This window comes from Sporosarcina sp. P32b, assembly GCF_002743335.1.
Lineage (GTDB): Bacteria > Bacillota > Bacilli > Bacillales_A > Planococcaceae > Sporosarcina.
Window position 1 is genome coordinate 127,460 of sequence record NZ_PDZB01000001.1, and the last position, 24,523, is coordinate 151,982.

Consider the following 24,523-nt stretch of genomic DNA (forward strand, 5'->3'; position numbering starts at 1 on the left):
TTGAAATAAAAACAACTCCCTTGGAATTCAACCGTTCTCAGGGAGTTTATTATTTTTGGAAAGGAAGAGAGTTCTATGAAGATCGATAATAAAAACATTTTACTCTGCGTCACAGGTGGTATCGCAGTTTATAAAGCTGTCGCGCTCGTCAGCAAATTGAGTCAGGCAGGCGCGAATGTAAAAGTCGTGATGACCGATTCTGCGAAAGAATTTGTTCAGCCATTATCCTTTCAAGTCATGTCACGCAATGATGTATATTTTGATACATTTGATGAAAAAGATTCCCGCGTCATTGCACATATAGATTTAGCTGACTGGGCCGATTTAGTGGTCGTGGCGCCCGCTACAGCTAACGTCATCGGCAAACTTGCAAACGGAATTGCAGATAATATGGTGACGACTATCTTACTTGCAACACAGGCAGACGTTTGGATTGCGCCTGCAATGAATGTACACATGTATGCCCATCCCGCAGTTATGCGTAATATTGACCAATTGCATATGGATGGCTACCAGTTTATCGAACCTTCAGAAGGTTTTTTAGCTTGCGGTTATGTAGGTAAAGGTCGCTTAGAAGAGCCTGAAAAAATTACTGAGTTAATTAGCAATCACTTTAACGAAGTTTCCTATCAGCCGTTACGCGGTAAAAAAGTTGTCATTACAGCGGGTCCAACCCGTGAACGTATAGACCCGGTCCGCTATGTATCCAATTTTTCAAGTGGCAAGATGGGTTACGCAATGGCGGAAGCAGCACAGAAATTGGGTGCTCACACTGTACTAATTTCAGGACCTGTCGAGCTATCAGTCCCAACAGGTGTTCAGGTGATACATGTAGAAAGTGCCGCTGAAATGTTTGATGCTGTAATCAGTCAGTATGATGATGCATCGATTGTAGTAAAATCGGCAGCTGTTGCAGACTATCGACCCAAAAGCATCCATGGTCAGAAAATGAAGAAAAAAGATGGCGACGATGTACTTGAATTGGAACGGACTACTGACATACTTAAAACACTTGGAAAGCGCAAAGAACATCAATTACTCATTGGCTTTGCAGCAGAAACGACAGATGTGATTGCTTATGGACAAAAGAAATTAGAATCTAAAAATCTGGATTATATTATCGTCAATGATGTCACCGATCCTGGTGGCGGTTTTGGTAGTGACACAAATGTTGTGACATTGCTTTCTAGAGAAGGAGACGCAATTCCTTTTTCCGCTATGCCGAAAGTTCAACTGGCCGAACAATTATTTGAAACCATTCTTCAGCAAGAAAGTAGTAAACTGCATGATCGCTGAAGTCATTGTAGATGTAGCAGCCTATCCAATTGACCGGCCGTTTGATTATGCCGTTCCTATTGATTGGGAGCATGTCATGGCACCGGGATTACGGGTCAAAGTTCCTTTTGGTCCACGAAAAGTTGCGGGCTATGTAACGGGGATCAAAGAGGAAAGCGAACTAGATCTTAATAAAATCAAACCAATAGCGGAAATTATAGATTTAGAGCCGGTTTTATCTACAGAATTATTAGCATTGTCAAAGTGGATGGCAACGGAAACGATTGCCTACGAAATCGATGCACTGCAAGTTATGTTACCTGCAGCTATGCGTGCTAAATATGAAAAGATCATGACTGTCATTAAGCCGGAAGAGCTTGACGACTCATTCCGTGCATTTTTGGGCAATCGCCAGCAAGTCACATTGAAAGCTATTCAAGATGCCAACTTATTAAATGAAGTAAAGAAATATAATGAACTAGGGATTGTTGAAATTGATACGGCAATCCAACAAAAAACTAAAATGAAAAAAGTGAGAATGATTCATGTACCGGATGCGAAGCAACTGAAAACTGCGCTGGATGAAGTACATCCAAATGCAAAAAAACAACAAGAACTACTTCGTTGGCTGTTGCTGCATCCTACGGAATCAATTGAAGCAAGTAAAATCCTCGATGAATCCGGCGTTACAGCTACTGTTTTAAAGTCACTTATAGATAAAGAAATAGTAGAACAATCGCAAGTTGAAGTGTACCGTGAATTAGAATCGCCTAAAATGCAAGATAGCGGTAAACCGGAACAACTAACAGACGAACAACAAGTTGCTCTTTCCGCGATTGAACAGTCGAGTGACAAGAACATTCAAGAAACCTTTTTACTTCACGGTATTACGGGAAGCGGTAAGACGGAAGTTTACTTACAGGCTATCGATCATGTGTTGAAACAAGGAAAAGAAGCGATTGTGCTCGTACCTGAGATTGCCTTGACACCTCAAATGACGGCCAGATTTAAAGGTCGGTTTGGAGAATTGGTTGCAGTTTTGCATAGTGGCCTGTCTGCTGGTGAAAAATATGATGAATGGCGCAGGATTCATCGTGGTGAAGTGAAAGTTGCGATTGGTGCACGTTCAGCAGTATTTGCTCCTTTTACAAACTTGGGGTTATTGATCCTCGATGAAGAACATGAGACTACCTATAAACAAGAAGAATCACCGAGATACCACGCACGAGATGTAGCTATTTGGCGTGCTGAGTACTATCAGTGTCCTGTTATTTTAGGAAGTGCGACACCTTCATTAGAGTCTTATGCTCGGGCTTCCAAAGGGGTCTATTCATTATTAACGCTATCAAAACGCGCGAAGAATCAAGCGTTGCCAAGTGTTGAAGTGGTGGATATGCGAGAAGAACTGAAAGCAGGAAACCGTTCGATGTTTTCTGTGGCACTTGCTGAAGGGATCCGAGATCGGTTAGCGAGAAAAGAACAAATTGTTTTGTTGCTTAATAAACGTGGATTTTCGAGTTTCGTGCTTTGTCGTGATTGCGGGACAGTTGTTGAATGTCCGAACTGCGATATTTCATTGACATACCACCGCGCTAGCGAAAGTTTGAAGTGCCATTATTGCGGTCATGAAGAGCGGGTACCTACGGAATGTCCGCAATGTACAAGCGAGCATATACGGTTCTTCGGAACTGGAACGCAGAAAGCGCAAGAAGAATTATATAATTTAGTACCTGAAGCTCGCGTAATTCGGATGGATATTGATACGACGAATACAAAAGGCGCTCATGAACGACTGCTATATGATTTTGGTGAAGGAAAAGCAGACATTTTACTTGGAACTCAAATGATTGCCAAAGGATTGGATTTTCCACGCATCACGTTAGTAGGCGTATTGGCAGCCGATACCTCTCTTCATCTGGCGGACTTCCGCGCTGCCGAAAAAACATTCCAACTATTGACACAAGTGAGCGGTAGAGCGGGACGTGATCAACTACCAGGTGAAGTGGTTATTCAGACATATGATCCTGAGCATTACGCGATTGAATTATCTAAAACACAGAATTACGTACCTTTTTATGAAATGGAGATGGATAGACGAAGACAACTCGGTTATCCACCGTACTATTATGTGACGGTTGTACAGTTCAGTCATGAAGATGTATTAAAAGCAGCTGACTATGCACACAAAGGCACTGAATTTATGGCAGAGCGTTTATCACCTGGTACAGTCATGATCGGACCGACAGCCGCCGCCATCAGTCGTCTCAACAATAGATATCGCTATCAAAGTTTGATAAAATACAAACATGAACCCGCACTTATACCGGTTCTGCAACAACTGTTGAAACACTACAAAACAAGTTGGGCAAAAGACGGCTTGGTCATGTCGATTAACCGTGAACCAACCTCGATCTTTTAACCTTTCTTCGAAGAAATGAGGAAATTATTTTGACTATATTAAAAATCGTACAGCACCCGTCGCCTATTCTCACGAAGCCATGCGAAGAAGTGACAGTATTTGATGATGAATTGGGTGTTTTACTTGATAATATGCATGAAACGATGATTGAACATGACGGTGTGGGCATAGCAGCACCACAAATCGGGAAATCCATTCGTGTAGCGATTGTAGACTTTGATGAAGAACAAGATATTATCGAAATGATCAATCCTGTCGTTACGGCAACTGGAGGATCGGAAGTAGAAGTAGAAGGATGCTTAAGTTTCCCTGGATTATTCGGAGAAGTAGAACGTCCTTTCTTCGTTAGGATTGAAGCGCAGGAACGTGATGGTAAGCTTTATGAATTAGAAGCAGAAGGCTATGAAGCGCGTGCAATTTTGCATGAGATTGACCATTTGAACGGAGTTTTATTCGATAAGAAAATTCAACGTATCGTGGACCCGTCTGAATTCGAAGACGACGAGGAGGATGACGAATGACAAAAATCATTTTCATGGGAACGCCTGAATTTTCTGTAGGTGTTTTGACGATGCTATATAATGATGGATATGAAATTCTTGCTGTTGTGACTCAACCGGATCGTCCGGTGGGCCGAAAGCGCGTATTGACACCTCCTCCTGTCAAGGAAGAAGCGCTACGTTTAGGTCTGCCCGTCATTCAGCCTGAGAAACTAAAAGGCTCTGTAGAGTTGCAGGAAATCCTCGAACTACAGCCGGATTTAATCGTAACAGCTGCATTCGGTCAATTGCTTCCGAATGAACTGCTAGAAGCACCGAAACTGGGTTGTATAAATGTCCATGCTTCTTTATTACCTAACTATCGTGGTGGTGCACCGATTCACCAGGCGGTCATGGATGGCAAGAAAGAGACCGGCGTCACAATCATGTACATGGCTGAGAAACTGGATGCGGGTGATATCATTTCACAAGTCACTACTCCAATTGAAGAAACAGACGATACGGGAACGATGTTTACAAAACTATCTATAGCAGGAACTACACTATTAAAAGAAACGTTACCATCGATTATTGAAGGCACGAATGAGCGTACAGTACAGGATGAGACGCAAGTGACATTTGCTAGAAACATCTCGAGAGAACAGGAAAGAATTGACTGGACGAGTTCTGCTCTTTCAATTTATAACCAAGTAAGAGGCTTACATCCTTGGCCTGTAGCCTATACAAAATTTGCTGGTGATCAAGTGAAGATTTGGTGGACACAAGTGGAAGAACAAGTATCTGATGCAATGCCAGGAGAAATCATCGGTCTAGAAAAAGATCGTATTATCGTACAGACAGGTGAAGGCTCATTGGCAATTACCGATTTACAACCAGCAGGAAAAAAACGAATGACAGCTACCGTATTCTTAAATGGAATCGGATCAAAATGGCAAGTGGGAGACAAGTTTGAATGACAAATTATAAAAAGAAAATTTGGCGTGGCAATGTACGTGATGCGGCATTATCCATGTTGATGCAAATAGAAGAAGAGCAAGCGTATAGTAATTTATTGCTTCATAAAACAATTGAAATCTATGATCTTCAACCAAAAGACCGTGCATTATTGACGGAACTAACTTACGGTACGTTACAACAACAAATGACACTGGATTATTACTTAGAACCATTTGTTAGAGGAAAGCTACAACCATGGGTACGACAGCTACTTCGTCTATCCGTTTATCAAATCATTTACCTATCGAAAATTCCTGAGCATGCGGTTGTCAATGAAGCAGTAAAAATTGCCAATAAGCGTGGACATAAAGGTGTTTCGTCGATGGTCAATGGAATTTTGCGTTCGATACTACGTGAAGGTGTGCCATCTTTAGATGAAATTGAAGATCCTGTCACTCGTTTGTCTATAGAGACAAGTCACCCTGAATGGTTAATCCGAAGATGGATTGAGCAATACGGCATGGAGGAAGCTACCGCTGCGGCAGTAGTCAACAATCAGCCGCCGATCACAACTGCGCGAATCAATAGAACGAAAACCAATATAGGTGAGGTAATCGGCTTGCTGAAAAAAGAAGGGATTACGGCAATTGCTGGCACTCTTTCTGACAGCAGTATACAAGTTGAATCGGGTAACCTCGCTTCTACAGAAGTCTTTAAACAAGGTTTATTGACAATCCAAGATGAGAGCTCTATGCTTCCAGCCATCGCGTTACAAGTGGAACCAGGTATGCGTGTATTGGATATGTGCGCTGCTCCCGGTGGTAAGACTACACATATTGCAGAACGTATGAAAAATGAAGGAGAAATTCAGGCGCATGATCTGCATCCACATAAATTACGTTTAATTGACCAAAACGCAGAACGGCTCGGGCTGACTTCTATTCATACAAATAGCGGGGATAGCAGAGAGTTATTGAAAACATACGAACCTCAATCGTTCGACCGTGTGCTAGTAGATGCGCCATGTAGTGGGCTAGGTGTTATTCGCAGAAAGCCTGAAATTAAATATAAAAAAACTCTACAAGATATTGAAAATCTGACAATCATTCAAAAAGAATTACTCGAAGTTGCCTGTCAGTTAGTAAAGAAAGATGGTCTTTTAGTATACAGTACATGCACGATTGATAAATCGGAGAACGAAGAGATTGTGGAATGGTTCTTGAAAGAGCAGCCAGACTTCGCACTCGTTCCACTCCATATACTTGAAGGAGACAATGAGCACCGCTATTTGCAGATATTACCGCACGACCATCAAAGTGACGGTTTCTTCGTAGCGACGTTACAAAGAATCAAGTAACCTGACCAATTGGAATGGAGGGTAGCCCATGGAATATGAAATACGGTCAGATACAGGACGAAAACGAACTGTCAATGAAGATGAAGCCGCCGTATTCGTTCATTCAGAAATGAAGACGATGCTCGCAGTCATTGCAGACGGAATGGGTGGTCATAAGGGCGGAGATTTTGCCAGTGCCACAGCGGTGCGTATGCTAGGTGAGCAATTCATGTCGGCTGATAAAGAAGTAGTAACGGAGCAGGATTGGATTGACTTGCTGTATGATGCAATCGTCGATATTAATCAGTTTTTGTATATAACCGCCCAAGAAGATGACACGTATAAAGGCATGGGAACTACGCTAGACCTTGCACTCATTTTGGATGATCACTGTGTAGTTTTTCATGTGGGAGACAGCCGGATTTATCAAGTGACAGGCAAAGCGATTCGTCAAATAACAAAAGACCATTCTTTTGTGAATGTGCTGATTGATAGCGGGGAAATTACGGAACAGGAAGCCGAAGTGCATCCACAGCGTAATTGGATTATGAAAGCGGTAGGTTCAGAGAAATCCATCGTACCTGATCGCTACTCATTTCCATTACCGCCACACTCGTATGTATTACTTTGTACAGATGGTTTGAGCAATAAAATCGAAAAAGAAAAAATGCTCGATATTATGTTGAATCAAAGTTCATTAGCCGACAAAGCAGATGAGTTTATCGACTTGGCGAACCAACGTGGTGGAGAAGATAATATTACAGTAATACTACTGGCTATTCCTGAAATCGAGGTGACTCCCGTATGATTGGAAAACGAATCGGAAAACGATACGAAATTATTCGGGTGATTGGTGACGGAGGTATGTCCAGAGTTTATTTGGCGCACGATATTATTCTCGACCGCGATGTAGCGATCAAAGTATTGCATTATGATTTTTCCAATGAAGATGAATTAAAAAAACGATTTCAGCGGGAAGCACTTTCCGCTACGAGCTTGACACATCCTCATATTGTCAATATTTATGATGTCGGTCAAGAAGATGAGCTCCATTACTTGGTGATGGAATACATAGCCGGCAAAACATTAAAAGATTACATCCACACTCATGGCGCATTGTTAGCAGAACATGCTGTGTCCATTATGAAGCAGCTTGTATCTGCCATATCACACGCTCATCATAACGGTATTGTTCATCGTGACATTAAACCTCAAAATGTGTTGATGAACGGTGAGGACGATGTGAAAATAACAGACTTTGGAATTGCAATGGCTTTGAATTCTACGGTACATACGAAGACGAACTCTGTTATCGGAACTGTCCACTACCTGTCTCCTGAACAAGCTAGGGGCGGTATGGCTACGAAGCGATCAGATGTATATTCACTTGGTATCGTATTTTATGAATTACTGACAGGAGAATTGCCATTTTCAGCGGAGACAGCGGTCGCGATCGCGTTGAAGCACTTACAAGAAGAAACACCATCCGTCCGTGATCAGTATCCTGAAATACCTCAAAGTGTAGAAAATGTCATTCTTAAGGCAACAGCTAAAGATTCTAGCTATCGCTATGCGACTGCAGATGATATGTATGATGACTTATTAACCGTTTTATCACCCGAACGATTGAATGAAAGTAAATTTGCCTTGCCGTTTGATGATGATAAGACTATGGCTATTCCTGCTATTAAAAGTGTTTCGAAATCAGCAATGGCAGAAGAAACTATGAAAATAGCTCCCGTAAAACCTGACCCAGTAGCACCAGTGAAAATTAAAAAGAAGAAATGGCCATATGTATTGGTTGGAAGCATTCTGTTACTAGTGTTACTGACATTCTTATTGGTTATGATGATGAAACCCAAAGAGATTATCGTACCTAAAGTAGTGGGTGAAGAAGAACTTGTCGCTACAGAGATACTTGAAAAAGAGGGCTTTGTCATAGATGAGCGTTTTGAAGAGACATCTGATGAATACACCGTAGGACAAGTGATTAAAACAGTACCTCAAGCGGGAAAGAAGCGTAAAGAGGGCGACGGCGTGAAATTATTTATTAGCTCTGGAAAAGATCCTATGGTGCTTAGTGATTATACGGGGCGTAACTTTGAAGCGACTAAACGCTTTTTAGATGGTTATGGATTTTTACCTATTGAATCAGTCGAAGTCTTTTCTGACGAGCCAAAAGGAACCATTCTTAGCCAACAACCTGAAGCCGATCAGTCTGTCATTCCTGAAGAAACGGAGTTGATCTTCACAGTAAGTAAAGGCAGAGAGTTGCAATCACTAGATGATTTATCGGGTATGTCCGCTAAACAACTAGAAGACTATGCGAAGAAATCTGGCCTGAAGATCCACATCGTCAGTGAGGAACATTCGGATAAAGTGGATAAAGGATATGTTATTTCTCAGAAGCCTTCTAAAGGAGAAAAAATGGAGAAAGGACAACGTGTGGATGTTGTAGTGTCGAAAGGGCCAGCGTCCAAGCCGATTAAATTGTTAGTGAAGACAGTGACGATTCCATATAACTATCCAGAAGAGCTGAAAGATGAAAATGTTGAAAATGATGAAGAAGATGAAATAGATTCTGAAGGAGATCCGAAACCCGAACCGAAGCTCATTCCTCAGAAAGTACAGATTTATATACAGGATCGTACGCACACGATGAATGATCCTATTGAGGAATTTGAGATTACTGAAGATACGACACGTAAGCTTACGATCGAACTTCTAGAAGGTGAGCGCGGAGGATATAAAATTATGCGTGATCAAACGGTAATTGAGGAAGATAAGTTCAACTATACAGATTTAGAATAGAGGAGGAGTTCGATGGCTGAAGGCCAAATTCGTAAAGCAATCAGTGGGTTTTATTACGTAGAGCATAATGGGAATTTAATTCAATGTAAAAGCCGTGGGGTTTTTCGATTAAAGAAAATTAATCCCTTGGTAGGAGACTTTGTTACGTATGTGCCTGACGGAGCTAATGATGCGACGATCACAGACGTTCATCATAGGAAGAGTGAGTTAGTCAGACCGCCCATTGCCAATGTAGATCAAGTGTTACTGGTCTTTTCAGTCGTGGAACCAAATATGAGTCTTCGTTTACTAGACCGATTCTTAACAGTCATTGAATCACATCAGTTAGAACCGATTTTGTATATTTCTAAAGAAGATATTGCCAACCCCAAAACACTAGAAGAAAATGAAGTGAATCTTGCATATTATCGACGTATCGGTTATACCGTACTACGTAATGTAGAGAATAAGCATTCATTACTTGAAACACTTCGCCCATATTTTAGCGGTAAGACTACCGTACTTGCAGGTCAGTCCGGTGTGGGGAAATCCACGTTATTGAATACGATATTACCTGAACTTCAACTAAAAACCGGTGTCATCTCGGATGCTCTTGGACGGGGTAAACATACTACACGTCATGTAGAGTTATTAGAAGTGGCGGATGGTTTGGTAGCTGATACACCTGGGTTTAGTTCTTTGGATTTCGAACATATCGAAAAAGAAGAACTGCGAGATTATTTTGTGGAGATTTCAGAAGCGGGTACGGATTGTAAATTTAGAGGATGTCTTCATCTAAAGGAACCGGGTTGTGCAGTTAAAGCACAAGTGGAAGAAGGAAAGATTTCGGAAGGTCGCTATAAGAACTATTTGCTATTCTTGCAAGAAATTACGGATAGAAAGCCGAGGTATTGATTATGATTAAAATTGCCCCATCTATTTTAGCAGCAGACTTTGCAAGACTTGGTGAAGAAGTGAAAGAAGTAGAGAAAGCAGGAGCTGAATTAATTCACATCGATGTAATGGACGGACATTTCGTACCAAATATCACAATGGGCCCCATTGTCGTCGAAGCGTTGCGTCCTTTGACGGAGTTACCGCTTGATGTCCATTTGATGATTGAGAATCCAGACGCTTATATCGAGGACTTTGCGACAGCGGGTGCGGATTATATTACTGTACACGTAGAAGCATGCCGGCATTTGCATAGAACATTGCAATTGATCAAATCGACGGGTGCTAAACCAGGAGTTGTATTGAATCCTCATACACCGATTGAGCAAATCATGCATGTCCTTGAAGATATCGATATGGTGCTGTTCATGACAGTCAATCCAGGTTTTGGTGGACAGTCGTTTATTCATTCGGTCCTACCGAAAGTGAAGCAACTCTCTGATATTATTAAACAACGAAATTTATCTATTGAAATCGAAATAGATGGCGGTATTAACGAAGAAACGATCAAACCTTGTGTGGAAGCAGGTGCGACGATTTTTGTTGCAGGCTCCGCGATTTATGGTAAAGAAGACCGTGCCAAAGCACTTCAAGCTATTAAATTAGCTGGTGAAAGTGTGATGGCGAAATGAAATATGCTATCGTGTGTGCAGCAGGCCCTATAGAAGAAGTGGTTGACTTAGCTGAATATGATCAAGAAGATACCGTGTATATCGGTGTAGACCGTGGTGCGTTGTATTTATTGGAAAAGGGAATTCAGCCCAACGAAGCAGTTGGCGATTTTGATTCTGTGACGGAAGAGCAGTTTAAGCAGATCAACACGAACGTAGAAATTGTCCATCGTGCGAATGAAGATAAAGATGAGACAGACACAGAACTGGCTGTGCAGCGAGCGCTAGCATATGAACCCGATTACATTGTCTTGACTGGTGTGACGGGTGGTCGCTTGGATCACTTACAGTCTGCTTTGCATTTATTGTATCGCATGCAAGCAGAAAATCGTAAAGTGAAATTCAAGATACACAATACGACGAATGATATCCGTGTCATGCTACCTGGTGTGAGACGAGTTAAGAAAGATTCACGCTATCCGTATACTTCTTTTTTCTCGTTTGGCCCCGTCGTAACAGGGTTGACGTTGACAGGATTTAAATACGAAACGGTAAATGAGCGATTAGAAATTGGTGTAACTCGTTTTACAAGTAATGAAACAGTGGCGGATGTTTGTACTATCTCTTTCCGTGAGGGCATATGCTTAATGGTAAGGAGTTCAGATTCCTGAAAGGAGTTGGGGGATTTGCGAGTATACACATTCACGCTTCCGAAGTTTGTCAGTAACATTGTGAGAAAGTGCGCAGTAGCTTTTCAAAAGGATGGCCGTACTAAATCAACCGTTGCTGCCAATCCAAAAGCCGCCAAGACAAAAAAACGCAAAAAAGAAAAATCACAAAGCGCCTAAGAAGGTGCTTTGTGTTTTTTTTTGATTTTACATAAGCAAAAAAGCACTGGTGATTCCTCGACCATTTGTCGAGGTTAACCGGTGCTTTCAGCTTTTAATCATTATACTCGTTGTACTTTGCCTGATTTTAAAGCTCTTGCAGATACCCAAACGCGTTTAGGTTTGCCGTCGATTAGGATTCTAACTTTTTGAAGGTTAGCGCCCCAAGTGCGCTTGCTAGAGTTCAAAGCGTGAGAACGAGTGTTTCCAGAACGAGCTTTACGTCCAGTAATAACACATTGTTTAGCCATTTTAGTTCCTCCTCGTGAATTATTTAGCGATTCACGTTACAATTCGCATACCATAGTACTTTATCATAAGCATCGAGTCGATGCAACATTTTATTTTGATACTCTCAAGGTTTTTTCCTTTACACTATATTTTAAGGGTTTCAATACTTTCATTCCTGATGAATTACCGTATAATGTACGTATGATGTGTCTAGAGATGGGGAGGAGAAGAGGAATGTCAATCGAACTGAAAAATGAGCATGGTACGATAGATATTACAAATGATGTAATTGCGCAAGTGGTTGGAGAGGCTGCGGTCGAATGTTATGGAATTGTGGGTATGGCTTCCCAACACCAAATTCGCGATGGTCTTACAGAAATTCTTCGCAAAGAAAACTTTTCCCGTGGCGTAATTGTACGTAACGAAGGCGATGCATTCCATATCGATATTTACGTCATCATGAGCTATGGCACGAAAATTACTGAAGTCGCCTATCAAGTACAATCAAAAGTGCAATATATAGTGAAAACGACATTGGGGCTATCAGTGAGTTCTATAAATATTTTTGTTCAGGGTGTTCGTGTAACGAACGTGTAAAAGGAGGCCTTTTAGTCAATGAGTTCAATCAATGGATTGCAATTTGCGAAGATGGTAGAAATGGGTTCGCATCATCTTCATCAAAATGCGGATTATGTGGATTCTTTAAATGTATTCCCGGTGCCAGATGGCGATACGGGAACGAATATGAATTTATCCATGACATCCGGTGCGAAAGAAACAGAAAGAAATGCTCAGGAACATATCGGTTTGACGGCACAGGCATTTTCAAAAGGGTTGCTTATGGGTGCTCGTGGAAATTCTGGTGTAATTTTATCTCAGTTATTCAGAGGGTTCAGCAAGCAAATTGAGAATGAGGCGGAAGTAAACGTAAAGCAATTTGCGGAAGCACTTAAATATGGTGTGGATACAGCCTATAAAGCTGTTATGAAACCTGTAGAAGGAACCATTTTGACAGTCGCCAAAGATGCAGCAAACGCGGCAGTTGAGCATATAGAAGATTCATCGGATTTAACAGCACTACTAGAAATTATTGTGGAAGAGGCTAAAGCTTCGCTGAAACGGACACCTGATCTATTGCCTGTGTTAAAAGAAGTGGGAGTAGTAGACAGTGGTGGACAAGGTCTCGTTTACGTATATGAAGGATTTTTGGCATGCCTAAAAGGTGAAGACTTACCTGAGAAGGTAGTCATGCACTCAATGGATGACTTAGTTATGACAGAGCACCACCGCAGTATACAAGGATTCATGAACTCAGAAGACATCGAGTTCGGCTACTGTACGGAATTCATGGTCAAATTGGATTCGGCTAAGTTGCTCGGTAAACCATTTGATGAGGCTATATTCCGTCAAGATCTAAGCGAACTAGGTGACTCACTGCTTGTCATTTCGGATGATGAAGTAGTAAAAGTACATATTCACACGGAAGAACCTGGAGATGCTTTATCTTACGGGCAGAAGTATGGTTCATTGACGAAGATGAAGATCGATAATATGCGTGAACAACATAGTGATATTATGGATCGAGATGAAGCGTCAATTTCGAAACCAGTCCAGCATAAATACGCGATCGTAACGGTCTCGATGGGCGAAGGAATTGCAGAACTTCTAAAAAGTATCGGAGCATCTGCCGTGATCGAGGGCGGACAAACGATGAATCCTTCTACGGAGGATATAGTTAAAGCAATTCAAGAGATCGGTGCAGAAAAAGTTTTGATCTTGCCGAATAATAAAAACATCATCATGGCTGCTGAACAAGCGGCTGAAGTGTTGGAGATTGAAGCTGCAGTCGTAGCAACGAAATCCGTACCGGAAGGCTTAGCGGCTATTTTGGCATTCAACCCTGAAGCAACGGTAGAAAAGAATGCCAAAGCAATGTTACAAGCGGCATCTGTTATTAAAACCGGTCAAGTCACTTATGCTGTTCGTGATACATCGATTGATGGTGTAACGATCCGTAAAGACGACTTCATGGGAATCGCACAAGGGAAAATCACTAGCTCCGAATCTTCATTGGAAGGCGTGACGAAGAACCTCATTTCTTCTATGATTGATGAAGAAGATGAGATCGTCACAATTATTTATGGTGAAGATGTAACCGCTGAAGAAGCAGAAAAGATTAGTGGTTATATCGAGGAACAATTCGAGCATGTGGATATAGAATTGTATGCTGGTAAACAACCGCTCTATCCTTATATTATCTCTGTTGAATAAAATACATTACGTTGTCCTGTAAGTAGGGACAACGTTTTTATTTTCCTGTCTTTTCATGGTAAACTGAAAAGAAGAACATTCGTTTTCTAACCAGGTTATAGAAAGGAGGTAATATTCACGTGGAGAACATCTTGAAAAATAGTGTAGGTACAGTAAAAGGAATCGGCAAAGCAACCACTGAACAATTTGAAAAACTGGGAATTTTGACGATTGAAGATTTGTTGTATACTTTCCCATATCGTCACGAGGATTTTCGTATGAAAGATTTGACTGAAACGCCGCATGGTGAGCGTGTCACAGTAGAAGGTCGGGTAGAGTCCGAACCGGCAGTGTTTTATTCCGGGAAAAACCGTTCAAGAATGCAAGTCCGTTTATTGGTCGGCCATCATTTGGTGAAGGCTGTATTTTTCAATCAGCATTACTTAAAAGATCGTCTGATCACGGGAATGCAAATAAACGTTACCGGTGCATGGGATCGGGGCCGTCAAACGATTACGGTGAATCGTCTACATACAGGTGAGCAAACTGACTTTGAGCCGGTTTATAGTTTGAAGGGGATTATGCATCAAAAAACGTTTCGTCGCTATATGCGAACTGTAATAGACTTAACAGCTCAAGATATAGAAGAGACACTACCGGTCGAGATGATGCAAGCATACAAGCTACCTTCTATAGCGCAAGCCTTAGAAATGGTCCATTTCCCAACTAAAGCTGAAGACGTGAAGCATGCTCGTAGACGTTTCGTTTATGAAGAATTATTACTGTTTCAGTTGAAAATACAAGGAATGAAAAAACTACGTAAAGAACAAGAAAAAGGACTTATTATCCAATACGATTTGGATTTGCTAAAGAAGTTCATCAGTACGTTGCCATTTGAATTAACGAATGCGCAAAAACGTGTAGTGAATGAATTATGTGCAGAGCTGAAATCACCACTCCGCATGAATCGATTACTGCAAGGAGATGTGGGGTCAGGTAAGACAGCTGTCGCAGCCATCGCTCTGTATGCAGTAGTTACAGCAGGATTTCAAGGAGCATTGATGGCACCGACAGAAATATTGGCTGAACAACACGCCGAATTATTAGCCAACTGGTTCGAACCATTCGGTGTGACGGTCGCTTTTCTTGCTGGATCTACAAAAGCGAAAGCAAGAAGAGAGTTGCTGGAACGCTTAGAAGCGGGGGATATTGACTTGCTAATCGGAACGCACGCGCTCATCCAACCTGAAGTGCAGTTTCATAAACTGGGCTTTGTCGTGACGGATGAACAACACCGTTTTGGAGTGCAACAACGTCGTGTCTTGCGTGATAAAGGCTTAAACCCTGATGTGCTATTCATGACTGCGACTCCTATTCCAAGAACATTAGCGATAACGGTATTTGGTGAAATGGATGTTTCGATCTTAGACGAATTACCAGCAGGGCGGAAAGAAATTGAAACACATTGGTTGAAGGAAGACTCTTTAATACCTGTGTTACAGAAGATGGAAAAAGAGTTGCGTGGGGGAAGGCAGGCGTATGTCATTTGTCCATTAATCGAGGAATCCGATAAATTGGATGTTCAGAACGCAGTAGAGGTGCACGCCGAATTGAGTAATTATTTCGGTGGTCGCTATACGGTAGGTTTGATGCATGGTCGATTGCCTTCAGCTGAGAAGGATCAGGTCATGCGGGAATTCAGCGAAGGACAGTTAAACATCCTTGTTTCCACGACAGTTGTAGAAGTAGGCGTCAATGTGCCGAACGCAACTTTTATGCTGATTTATGATGCAACAAGATTTGGCCTAGCTCAGTTACACCAATTAAGGGGGCGCGTTGGACGAGGATCAGATCAGTCATATTGTGTATTGCTCGCTAATCCTTCAACAGAAGAAGGAAAGATGCGGATGCAATCGATGACAGAAACAAATGACGGATTTGTTTTAGCGGAAAAAGATTTGGAATTGCGAGGGTCAGGAGATATTTTCGGCAGGAAGCAAAGTGGAATGCCGGAATTTAAAATGGCAGACTTGGTCCATGATTTTAAAGCACTCTCTATAGCCCGTGAGGATGCGGAACGCTTATTGAATTCGGATACGTTTTGGAAAAATGATGAGTATGCTACGTTACGTGGACGTCTTGAACAGTCAGGTGCACTCACTGATAAGCGGATAGACTGATAGAAGTGAAACATAGTATATTAGATAACCACTTGCAATCTGATATGCCTCTTTATATACTTAGTATTAATACCAAGTGCTAATCTGGAGGGATGTAGTAATTGAGAGTTCCGAAACAGGAGAGGCAACAATTACTCGTAACGCTGCTTGAAGGAGATCCATTTCTGACAGATGAAGACATTGCTAGACATTTTTCCGTGAGCATTCAAACCGTTCGATTGGATCGGCTAGAGTGTCATATTCCAGAATTGAGAGAGCGGTTAAAAACCGTAGCGTCACAACAAATGTTAGGTACAGTGAAGTCTATGCAAGCTGAAGAAATATTTGGAGAAATTATTGATGTGGAATTGGATGATAAAGCAATTTCAATCTTTGATGTAAAAGATGTGCATGTCTTTAAACGAAATGGTATTGCCAGAGGTCATCATTTGTTTGCTCAGGCGAATTCATTGGCTGTTGCAGTCTTAGATGATGATTTGGCATTGACGGTTCGTTCTACACTGCACTTCCAAAAGCCGGTTAGAGCCGGGGATCGTGTAGTGTCTCGTGCTACTGTGCGCAAGGAAACCTTGAAAAATAAAAGTACGGTCGTCGATGTCCTATCAACAGTAGAAAATGAGCCTGTTTTTTCGGGAGAGTTTCAGATGTACCGTACAACAAAAAAAGGCGGGTAAGTACATATGATTATTGCAGTAGACGCAATGGGTGGAGATAACGCACCCGGAGAGATTGTTAAAGGAGTATTACAGAGTCTTCATGCATTTGATGACATAACGATACATATATTTGGTGATGAGCAAAAAATGGCCCCATACCTCGAAACGCATCCACGTCTTCAAGTAGTGCACTGCTCTGAAATCATTGAACCTGATGATGAGCCCGTGCGTGCAATTCGAAAGAAAAAAGATGCTTCCATGGTTCGTATGGCGCAAGCTGTAAAAGACGGAGAAGCACAGGCATGTGTGTCAGCTGGTAATACAGGTGCACTCATGTCGGCAGGACTCTTTATCGTGGGGCGCTTGGATGGCATTCAAAGACCTGCACTGGCACCGACATTACCGACGATTGACGGTAGTGGTTTCGTATTGTTAGATGCTGGAGCGAATTCAGACAGTAAACCTACACAATTGGCACAGTTTGCTGTCATGGGTAGTATTTATGCTGAGAAAGTACGCGGAATCGACAAGCCTCGTGTAGGACTATTAAATATTGGAACGGAAGCTGGAAAAGGTAATGAGCTGACAAAACATGCCTACGAAGAGTTACAAGCTGCACCCATTAATTTCATTGGTAACGTGGAGTCGCGTGATTTGTTGAATGGCGTGGCGGATGTAGTTGTTACGGACGGCTTTACTGGGAATATGGTGTTGAAAACTATTGAAGGCACTGCCATGAATGTGTTTTCCATGATCAAAGATGTGTTCATGTCTTCGTTGAAAACCAAGCTTGCCGCGGGATTAGTGAAAGATGATCTCAAAGGTTTGAAGAAGAAGATGGATTACTCGGAGTATGGTGGAGCAGGCTTATTTGGTTTGAATCATCCTGTCATCAAAGCACATGGTTCATCGAATGCCAATGCACTTTTTAATGCAGTTCGCCAAGCCAGAACCATGGTACAATACCAAGTATGCGAAACGATTAAAAAAACAATCGGAGAGGAAGAGGAATCTTGAGTAAACTGGCATTTGTTTTCCCGGGACAAGGCTCACAAGCTGTAGGGATGGGGAAAGTATTCACAGAGAAGAATGAAGCGTGTAAGGCATTCATGCAAAAAGCTGATGAAGCTCTTGGTTTTGAACTGAGCTCATTGATGCTCCAAGGCCCTCAAGATGAATTGACGTTAACTTATAATGCTCAACCGGCTCTACTCACAGTTGGAGCGATGATCGCAGCACGTTTGGAAGAAGAAGGCATTACTCCAGACTATACAGCGGGACATAGTCTAGGTGAGTATACAGCTCTTGTTGAGTCCAAAGTTCTTTCATTTGAAGACGCGGTAGTGGCCGTTCATAAAAGAGGCTTGTATATGAATGAAGCTGTACCAGCGGGTAAAGGTGCTATGGCAGCCATACTTGGAATGGATCGTGATGTATTGGAGTCGATCACAGCGAATATCACCGAGTCAGGACATCCTGTACAACCAGCCAACTTAAACTGCCCTGGGCAAATTGTTATTTCTGGCGCAAAAGAAGGTGTGGATAAAGCATGTACAGCTTTGAAGGAAGCAGGTGCGAAACGTGCATTGCCCTTGAATGTAAGTGGACCTTTCCACTCCGTTCTCATGCAACCTGCAGCCGGAGAGTTACAAAAGACGCTTGAAGGCATCGATATGAAGGATGCAGAAATCCCGATCATTGCAAACGTTACAGCGGATGAAGTAACGAAGCAGGATGAAATAAAAAAAATATTGGTTGAACAATTGTACTCACCCGTACGCTGGGAAGAGTCTATTGAAAAACTACTTGAATTGGGTGTAACTCGTTTCGTAGAGTGTGGGCCAGGAAAAGTATTGAGCGGACTGATTCGTAAAATTGACCGTACAGCTAAAGTGTACCCAGTATATGATGAAGAAACGCTTGAAAAGTTGCTTGAAGAAGCGAAAGGATGGTCATGATGGGAAGATTCGATGGAAAAACGGCGGTAGTCACAGGGGCATCCAGAGGGATTGGGCGCACTGTCGCTTTACGTTTAGCTTCAGAAGGTGCTAAGGTAGTCGTCAATTATAGCGGTAGCCAAGATCGTGCAGAAACTGTAGCGGCTGAAATTCGTTCTGCAGGCGGGGAAGCACTTGTATTTCAAGCAAATGTCTCCGATGCTGATCAAGTAAAAGCTATGATGGATGAGACAATTAAACAATTCGGTAGTATTGATATCCTCGTCAATAATGCGGGTATCACGCGAGATAATTTATTGATGCGCATGAAAGAAGACGAGTGGGATGATGTATTATCGATTAACTTAAAAGGGGTATTCCTCTGTACAAAAGCTGTTACGCGCCAAATGATGCGTCAGCGTGCAGGAAGAATCGTTAATATGGCTTCTGTCGTAGGTGTTGTGGGAAATGCAGGGCAAGCAAATTATGTGGCGGCAAAAGCAGGCGTCATTGGTTTGACGAAAACAACTGCAAAAGAATTGGCAGCGCGTAATATTTTAGTAAATGCTGTTGCTCCAGGATTCATCACGACGGATATGACAGATGAATTGGGCGATGATATGAAAGAGCAATTATTGTCAACTATCCCTTTAGGCAAGCTAGGAAGTGCGGAAGATGTAGCGGGCACCGTTGCATTCTTACTATCCGATGAAGCTAAATATATAACCGGTCAGACCATCAATGTAGACGGCGGCATGGTGATGTAAACGAACTACTTCTTTGAAAGGGCTATTTATGGTTGCGTAACGAGGGGACTACCCTCTATAATTCAATAGTAGCTAATGAGCCGACTTTGGCCTTGAGAGGAGGTGACTATGTTGTCAACAGTACTTGAGCGCGTAACAAAAGTAGTTGTCGACCGTCTAGGCGTCGATGAAAGCGAAGTAAAACCTGAGGCTTCTTTCCGTGAGGATCTAGGAGCTGATTCACTAGATGTAGTAGAACTTGTTATGGAATTTGAAGATGAGTTTGAAACGGAAATTTCTGACGATGATGCAGAGAAAATTGCAACTGTCGGAGATGCAGTAACGTACATTACAGCAAAAGTAGGCGAATGACCTTTTTGGTGAGACACTTTCTTCCTTTCATCTGAAAAGGAGAAAGCGTCTCTTTTCGCTTTACAAGTGTGTACAGACTATTAATAGATGAGAGGCAGAGTAGTTTATGAAAAATAAAAGAACTTCGAAAGAAACCGTATCACACCCTACATTGCCACAAGCTGTACGCGAGAAATTCAGTACGCTCCAGCAGGAATTAGGCGTTCAATTCAAGGATGATAATTTATTGTATAATGCATTCACCCATTCATCCTATGTCAATGAACACCGTCGCAAGAAATTTTCCGATAATGAACGATTGGAGTTTCTTGGAGATGCCGTATTAGAACTAGGAGTATCCAAATTTTTATTCCGTACAGAACCGGCAAAAAGCGAAGGGGAACTAACGAAACTTCGTGCAGCGATTGTTTGTGAGCCATCACTAGTCAAGTTTTCAAATGAATTGAACTTTGGAGATTATATTCTTCTTGGTAAGGGAGAAGAACTAACTGGAGGTAGAATGCGTCCAGCATTACTAGCGGATGTATTTGAAGCATATATCGGTGCGCTCTACTTGGATCAGGGCATGGAAGTCGTTGAAGAGTTTCTAAAGCGAATCGTTTTTCCGAAAATTAGTATCGGAGCTTTTTCGCATGTGACAGATTATAAGAGCCGCCTGCAAGAGTTGGTGCAGCAGAAAAATAACGGACCCCTTCAATATGAAGTCATTGAAGAAAAAGGTCCTGCACATGCGAAAAAGTTTGTTACTGTAGTTAACCTCAATGAACAACAACTTGGAAAAGGAATCGGTAAATCCAAGAAAGAAGCAGAACAGGAAGCTGCCCGTCGAGCGATAGAATATTTATTGATGCAGACAACCGAAGGGGAGAACTAATCGTGTTTTTGAAGAGGCTGGAAATCGCAGGCTTTAAATCTTTCGCGGAAAAAATCCATATAGATTTCGTACCGGGAGTAACGGCCATCGTAGGACCTAATGGAAGTGGAAAAAGTAATATTATTGATGCGATTCGTTGGGTGCTGGGTGAACAATCTGCAAAATCATTGCGTGGCAGTAAAATGGAAGATGTCATTTTTGCAGGTAGTGATTCTCGGAAAGCGGTTAATTTTGCAGAAGTCACACTCATTTTGGATAATACACAAAATCTATTTCCACTTGACTACACTGAAATCAGTGTAACGAGAAGGGTTTTTCGATCCGGAGATAGTGCATACCTACTGAATGGTCAGACCTGCAGATTAAAAGACGTCACCGCGCTATTTATGGATTCAGGATTAGGTAAAGAAGCATTCTCTATTATATCGCAAGGTCGGGTAGATGAGATTTTGAATAGTCGTGCGGATGAAAGACGTAATGTCTTTGACGAAGCGGCAGGTGTCTTGAAGTATAAAACTCATAAACTGCAGGCGGAGCATAAATTGTTTGAGACAACTGATAATTTAGATCGAGTACTGGATATACTAAAAGAAATCGATGATCGGCTCGTCCCCCTTGAAAGGGAAGCGGGTTTGGCTCGTAAAGCGTCTAATTTGCGTACTGAACTTCGAGAGGCAGATGTTCGTTTACTCCATCACGATGCATCTGCCTTGCAACAGCAGATCTCTGAAAAAGAGGTAGTTGTGAACAATGATGAAGCAGAACAGCGAAAGATTTCAGCGATTCTCACACAATATGAACAGGAACTTGATCTTGACAAGAAAGACCTGATGAAAGCAGAGTTGCAACTGGATGATTTCCAAAACGAATTGATCAAACAGACAGCTGAAGCGGAAAAGTGGGAAGGTAGAAGATTACTGTCCGTTGAAAAGACCCGCAATACGAAGCAGCAAGTGGAGCGCATTAGACAAGAGCTACAAACTGCAGAGCAAACACACCGAATGGCCAAAGATAAACTTAGTACTATGCAGATGAAGCAGAAAGCGGCCAAGCATGAACTGGAAGAAGTTACAAAAGAAAGTAAGCAAGTCACGGCCATGTTAAACAGTTCATTAAAAGAAACTGAACAGCAAATTGAACAGTTAAAATCGGTCTATATTGAGCGTCTCAATGAAGAGGCTACTGTGCGTAGTGAGATCAAGCATGTAGAGGAGCGGCTTCAGGGAGAAAAGTCTTCTACAGAAAAGATTACGGTTCAGACTACGTTGCTTTCCGAACGCAAACAACAACTTGCTAAAGAACAGCGGGAAAAGACTCAGCAAATGAATACCGTTCAACAACAGCTAGACGAGCTAGAGAAGTCAGCTAGAACTTGTCAACAACAATTAACAGATGAAGAGCAGCGTCTATCTACACAACAGCAAATTTTGCAGAAAGCATTGCGAAAACAATCTGAAATGCAAGGAAGACTTCGTGCCCTGGAAAGTCTTGAAAAGGATTTTTCAGGGTTCTATTCTGGTGTCAAAGAAGTACTTCATGCGAAGCAACAACAACGTATACAAGGAATCGAAGGGGCTGTAGTGGAGCTCATTACGACAGAGCCGGCTTATACAAAGGCAATCGAAACAGCTCTTGGCGGTGCCATGCAACACATCATTACCACGACTGAGCGTGATGCAAGACAAGCTATCGGTTATTTAAAAACGAAAAACTTCGGTCGCGCTACGTTCTTACCAATGGATATCTTGAAGCCGCGTGAGCTTCCTATGAATAGCCGGCAAATACTCACTCAACGGCAAGGGTTCATCGGTACTGCGTTTGAACTGATTCAAACGTCCGCTGCCTATGAATCAGTCGCCAAAAACTTATTGGGCCAGACGATTATTGCTAGTGATTTAGAAGCCGCATCAGGTTTAGCAAAGACAATAGGCCATCGTTATCGCATAGTGACACTCGATGGGGATATTATCAACGCAGGCGGTTCATTGACGGGTGGTGGTGCGAAAGGTCAGTCCACGTTGTTTTCCCGTAAGGCGGAGCTGGAGACACTTTCAAATCAATTACAACAAATGGACGAATCGATTCAACAGGCTACTGCACAAACATCTGAAACTCGCAATTTAGTTGGCGCGAGTTTACATCTTCGTGATCAATTGCGCGTAAAGTTAGAAGAAACCCAACAGAAAAAGTCCTTTATTCATGCGTCTTTACAGGAAACAGAAATGGAATTGCGTTCCGTCGAAATGGAAATATCCACAATTGAAATCGGGCGTACAGATACAGTTTCTGCAGAAAAGCAGTTATCTACTAAAAAACAAGAGTTACAAACTCATCATGAAGCATTGAAAAGTGAACTTCAAGAGACGTTGGAAAAGCTAGAGAGCTTGGAGAGACTGGTAGAGAACAGACGCGAAGAGCAACAGTTATTACAGAAGAGATTGCATGATCTACAGCAAAAAATCGCTGTATTAAAAGAGCAAACCGCCTATCATTCGAGCAGTATAGTAGAAACGATCACTCAATTAAATGAATTAGAGTTAACAATTAGCCGCTTGCAAGAAGAACAGCAATATGTGCAGGAGTTTGTAATTGGCAAAGAATTAACTCCTGAAGAAATAGAGAAGCGAAGTCAACTAGCGAATGATGCAAAACAATACGTGCAACAAACGATTGAGGTAGAGAAAGCTAAGCGTGTTGAACAAGCTAAACGTGTTCGCGACCATGAACAGCGTATAAAAACGATCCGACAACAAGTAAGCACTATTTCAGAGCGCTTAAACACAATGAGGATCCAGTTATCCAGACTTGAAACGCAATATGAAACGGTCAGGGATCGGTTGGATGAAGAGTACGGTTTAAGACCGAATGAATTGCAGATTGAGTCATTGGACATTCCGTTACTTCGCAAAACAGTGGAAGATTGTAAGAAACAACTAGCAATTATAGGACCGGTTAACCCGAATGCGATTCAGGAATTCGAAGAGGTATCAGAGCGTCATGAATTTTTGCAATCACAGCGCAATGACTTAGTCGAAGCTAAAAATACGTTACAAGAAGCCATGGCAGAAATGGATCAGGAAATGAAGAGTCGATTTGAGACAACCTTTGAGGCGATCCGCAGTCATTTCCGTCGCGTGTTTAAGGATATGTTTGGTGGTGGAGAAGCAGATCTAGTTTTAACAGATCCAACGAACTTACTCACTACTGGGATTGATATCGTGGCACGACCCCCAGGAAAGAAATTGCAGAATTTACGTCTTTTATCCGGCGGAGAACGCGCATTAACCGTTATTTCCTTGTTGTTCTCTATTTTAGAAGTTCGCCCTGTTCCATTTTGTATTCTCGATGAAGTGGAAGCTGCACTGGATGAAGCGAACGTAGTACGATATAGTAATTATTTGAAGAAAGTTTCGGATCAGACACAATTCATCGTAATCACACATCGAAAAGGTACGATGGAAGGTGCGGACGTCCTATATGGCATTACGATGCAGGAATCAGGTGTCTCGAAACTACTTTCTGTTAAACTATCTGAAGTGGCAGAAGAAATCAGTAGCTAAGGAGTGAAA

General features: G+C 42.1%; 22 protein-coding genes. 21 read left to right on the forward strand and 1 reads right to left on the reverse strand.

Annotated features, from left to right (window positions below; translation table 11 throughout):
- Positions 1–75 precede the first annotated feature (75 nt).
- The 11 genes from coaBC to spoVM are packed head-to-tail and all read left to right on the forward strand — an operon-like array spanning position 76 to position 11,669.
- Positions 76–1,296 (forward strand): bifunctional phosphopantothenoylcysteine decarboxylase/phosphopantothenate--cysteine ligase CoaBC, encoded by a 1,221-nt coding sequence (gene coaBC, locus CSV64_RS00615; protein WP_099633128.1) that lies wholly within the window; start codon positions 76–78, stop codon positions 1,294–1,296.
- A complete protein-coding gene (gene priA, locus CSV64_RS00620) occupies positions 1,286–3,694 on the forward strand; it encodes a primosomal protein N' (protein WP_099633129.1) in 2,409 nt (802 codons plus the stop codon). The genes coaBC and priA overlap by 11 nt, the downstream gene beginning before the upstream one ends.
- Positions 3,695–3,723: 29 nt before the next feature.
- Positions 3,724–4,215, forward strand: coding sequence for a peptide deformylase (gene def / locus CSV64_RS00625; RefSeq protein WP_099633130.1), 492 nt, complete (start codon positions 3,724–3,726; stop codon positions 4,213–4,215).
- Complete coding sequence (fmt, locus tag CSV64_RS00630) at positions 4,212–5,150, forward strand: methionyl-tRNA formyltransferase (protein ID WP_099633131.1); 939 nt, start codon at positions 4,212–4,214, stop codon at positions 5,148–5,150. The genes def and fmt overlap by 4 nt, the downstream gene beginning before the upstream one ends.
- The gene (gene rsmB, locus CSV64_RS00635) at positions 5,147–6,487 is read left to right on the forward strand and encodes a 16S rRNA (cytosine(967)-C(5))-methyltransferase RsmB (RefSeq protein WP_099633132.1); all 1,341 of its coding nucleotides are present in this window, start codon (positions 5,147–5,149) and stop codon (positions 6,485–6,487) included. Before fmt ends, rsmB begins: the two co-directional genes overlap by 4 nt.
- Positions 6,488–6,515: 28 nt before the next feature.
- On the forward strand, positions 6,516–7,274 hold the full coding sequence (locus CSV64_RS00640; RefSeq protein ID WP_099633133.1) for a Stp1/IreP family PP2C-type Ser/Thr phosphatase: 759 nt from the start codon (positions 6,516–6,518) through the stop codon (positions 7,272–7,274).
- Positions 7,271–9,277: a Stk1 family PASTA domain-containing Ser/Thr kinase gene (pknB, locus tag CSV64_RS00645; RefSeq protein ID WP_099633134.1), complete on the forward strand. Its 2,007-nt coding sequence runs from the start codon at positions 7,271–7,273 to the stop codon at positions 9,275–9,277. Before CSV64_RS00640 ends, pknB begins: the two co-directional genes overlap by 4 nt.
- A gap of 12 nt (positions 9,278–9,289) precedes the next feature.
- Positions 9,290–10,171, forward strand: a complete 882-nt coding sequence (gene rsgA, locus CSV64_RS00650; protein ID WP_099633135.1) for a ribosome small subunit-dependent GTPase A — start codon at positions 9,290–9,292, stop codon at positions 10,169–10,171.
- Positions 10,172–10,173: 2 nt separating this feature from the next.
- The gene (gene rpe, locus CSV64_RS00655) at positions 10,174–10,842 is read left to right on the forward strand and encodes a ribulose-phosphate 3-epimerase (protein WP_099633313.1); all 669 of its coding nucleotides are present in this window, start codon (positions 10,174–10,176) and stop codon (positions 10,840–10,842) included.
- Positions 10,839–11,492: a thiamine diphosphokinase gene (locus tag CSV64_RS00660; protein ID WP_099633136.1), complete on the forward strand. Its 654-nt coding sequence runs from the start codon at positions 10,839–10,841 to the stop codon at positions 11,490–11,492. Before rpe ends, CSV64_RS00660 begins: the two co-directional genes overlap by 4 nt.
- Before the next feature lie 15 nt (positions 11,493–11,507).
- Positions 11,508–11,669, forward strand: coding sequence for a stage V sporulation protein SpoVM (gene spoVM / locus CSV64_RS00665; RefSeq protein ID WP_099633137.1), 162 nt, complete (start codon positions 11,508–11,510; stop codon positions 11,667–11,669).
- 101 nt (positions 11,670–11,770) lie between these two features.
- Here spoVM and rpmB read toward each other — a convergent pair whose 3' ends face one another.
- Complete coding sequence (gene rpmB / locus CSV64_RS00670; RefSeq protein WP_029052334.1) at positions 11,771–11,959, reverse strand: 50S ribosomal protein L28; 189 nt, start codon at positions 11,957–11,959, stop codon at positions 11,771–11,773.
- Positions 11,960–12,173: 214 nt separating this feature from the next.
- Here rpmB and CSV64_RS00675 point away from each other — a divergent pair, with 214 nt between their 5' ends.
- From CSV64_RS00675 to smc, 10 genes are all read left to right on the forward strand, one after another.
- Entirely contained in the window at positions 12,174–12,536 is a 363-nt protein-coding gene (locus CSV64_RS00675) for an Asp23/Gls24 family envelope stress response protein (RefSeq protein WP_085428607.1), read from the forward strand.
- Positions 12,537–12,554: 18 nt separating this feature from the next.
- On the forward strand, positions 12,555–14,210 hold the full coding sequence (locus CSV64_RS00680; RefSeq protein ID WP_099633138.1) for a DAK2 domain-containing protein: 1,656 nt from the start codon (positions 12,555–12,557) through the stop codon (positions 14,208–14,210).
- 119 nt (positions 14,211–14,329) lie between these two features.
- A complete protein-coding gene (recG, locus tag CSV64_RS00685) occupies positions 14,330–16,369 on the forward strand; it encodes an ATP-dependent DNA helicase RecG (protein ID WP_099633139.1) in 2,040 nt (679 codons plus the stop codon).
- 101 nt (positions 16,370–16,470) lie between these two features.
- Complete coding sequence (gene fapR / locus CSV64_RS00690; protein WP_099633140.1) at positions 16,471–17,043, forward strand: transcription factor FapR; 573 nt, start codon at positions 16,471–16,473, stop codon at positions 17,041–17,043.
- Between the two features lie 6 nt (positions 17,044–17,049).
- Complete coding sequence (gene plsX, locus CSV64_RS00695; protein WP_099633141.1) at positions 17,050–18,042, forward strand: phosphate acyltransferase PlsX; 993 nt, start codon at positions 17,050–17,052, stop codon at positions 18,040–18,042.
- Positions 18,039–18,983, forward strand: a complete 945-nt coding sequence (fabD, locus tag CSV64_RS00700; RefSeq protein ID WP_099633142.1) for an ACP S-malonyltransferase — start codon at positions 18,039–18,041, stop codon at positions 18,981–18,983. The genes plsX and fabD overlap by 4 nt, the downstream gene beginning before the upstream one ends.
- Positions 18,983–19,729, forward strand: a complete 747-nt coding sequence (gene fabG, locus CSV64_RS00705; protein ID WP_099633314.1) for a 3-oxoacyl-[acyl-carrier-protein] reductase — start codon at positions 18,983–18,985, stop codon at positions 19,727–19,729. Before fabD ends, fabG begins: the two co-directional genes overlap by 1 nt.
- 111 nt (positions 19,730–19,840) lie before the next feature.
- Positions 19,841–20,080 carry an acyl carrier protein gene (locus CSV64_RS00710; RefSeq protein ID WP_085133672.1) on the forward strand — a complete coding sequence of 80 codons (240 nt, stop codon included), beginning with the start codon at positions 19,841–19,843 and terminating at the stop codon, positions 20,078–20,080.
- Positions 20,081–20,186: 106 nt separating this feature from the next.
- On the forward strand, positions 20,187–20,954 hold the full coding sequence (gene rnc, locus CSV64_RS00715) for a ribonuclease III (RefSeq protein WP_099633143.1): 768 nt from the start codon (positions 20,187–20,189) through the stop codon (positions 20,952–20,954).
- A 2-nt stretch (positions 20,955–20,956) separates the two neighbouring features.
- Entirely contained in the window at positions 20,957–24,514 is a 3,558-nt protein-coding gene (gene smc, locus CSV64_RS00720; RefSeq protein WP_158232989.1) for a chromosome segregation protein SMC, read from the forward strand.
- Positions 24,515–24,523 lie beyond the last annotated feature (9 nt).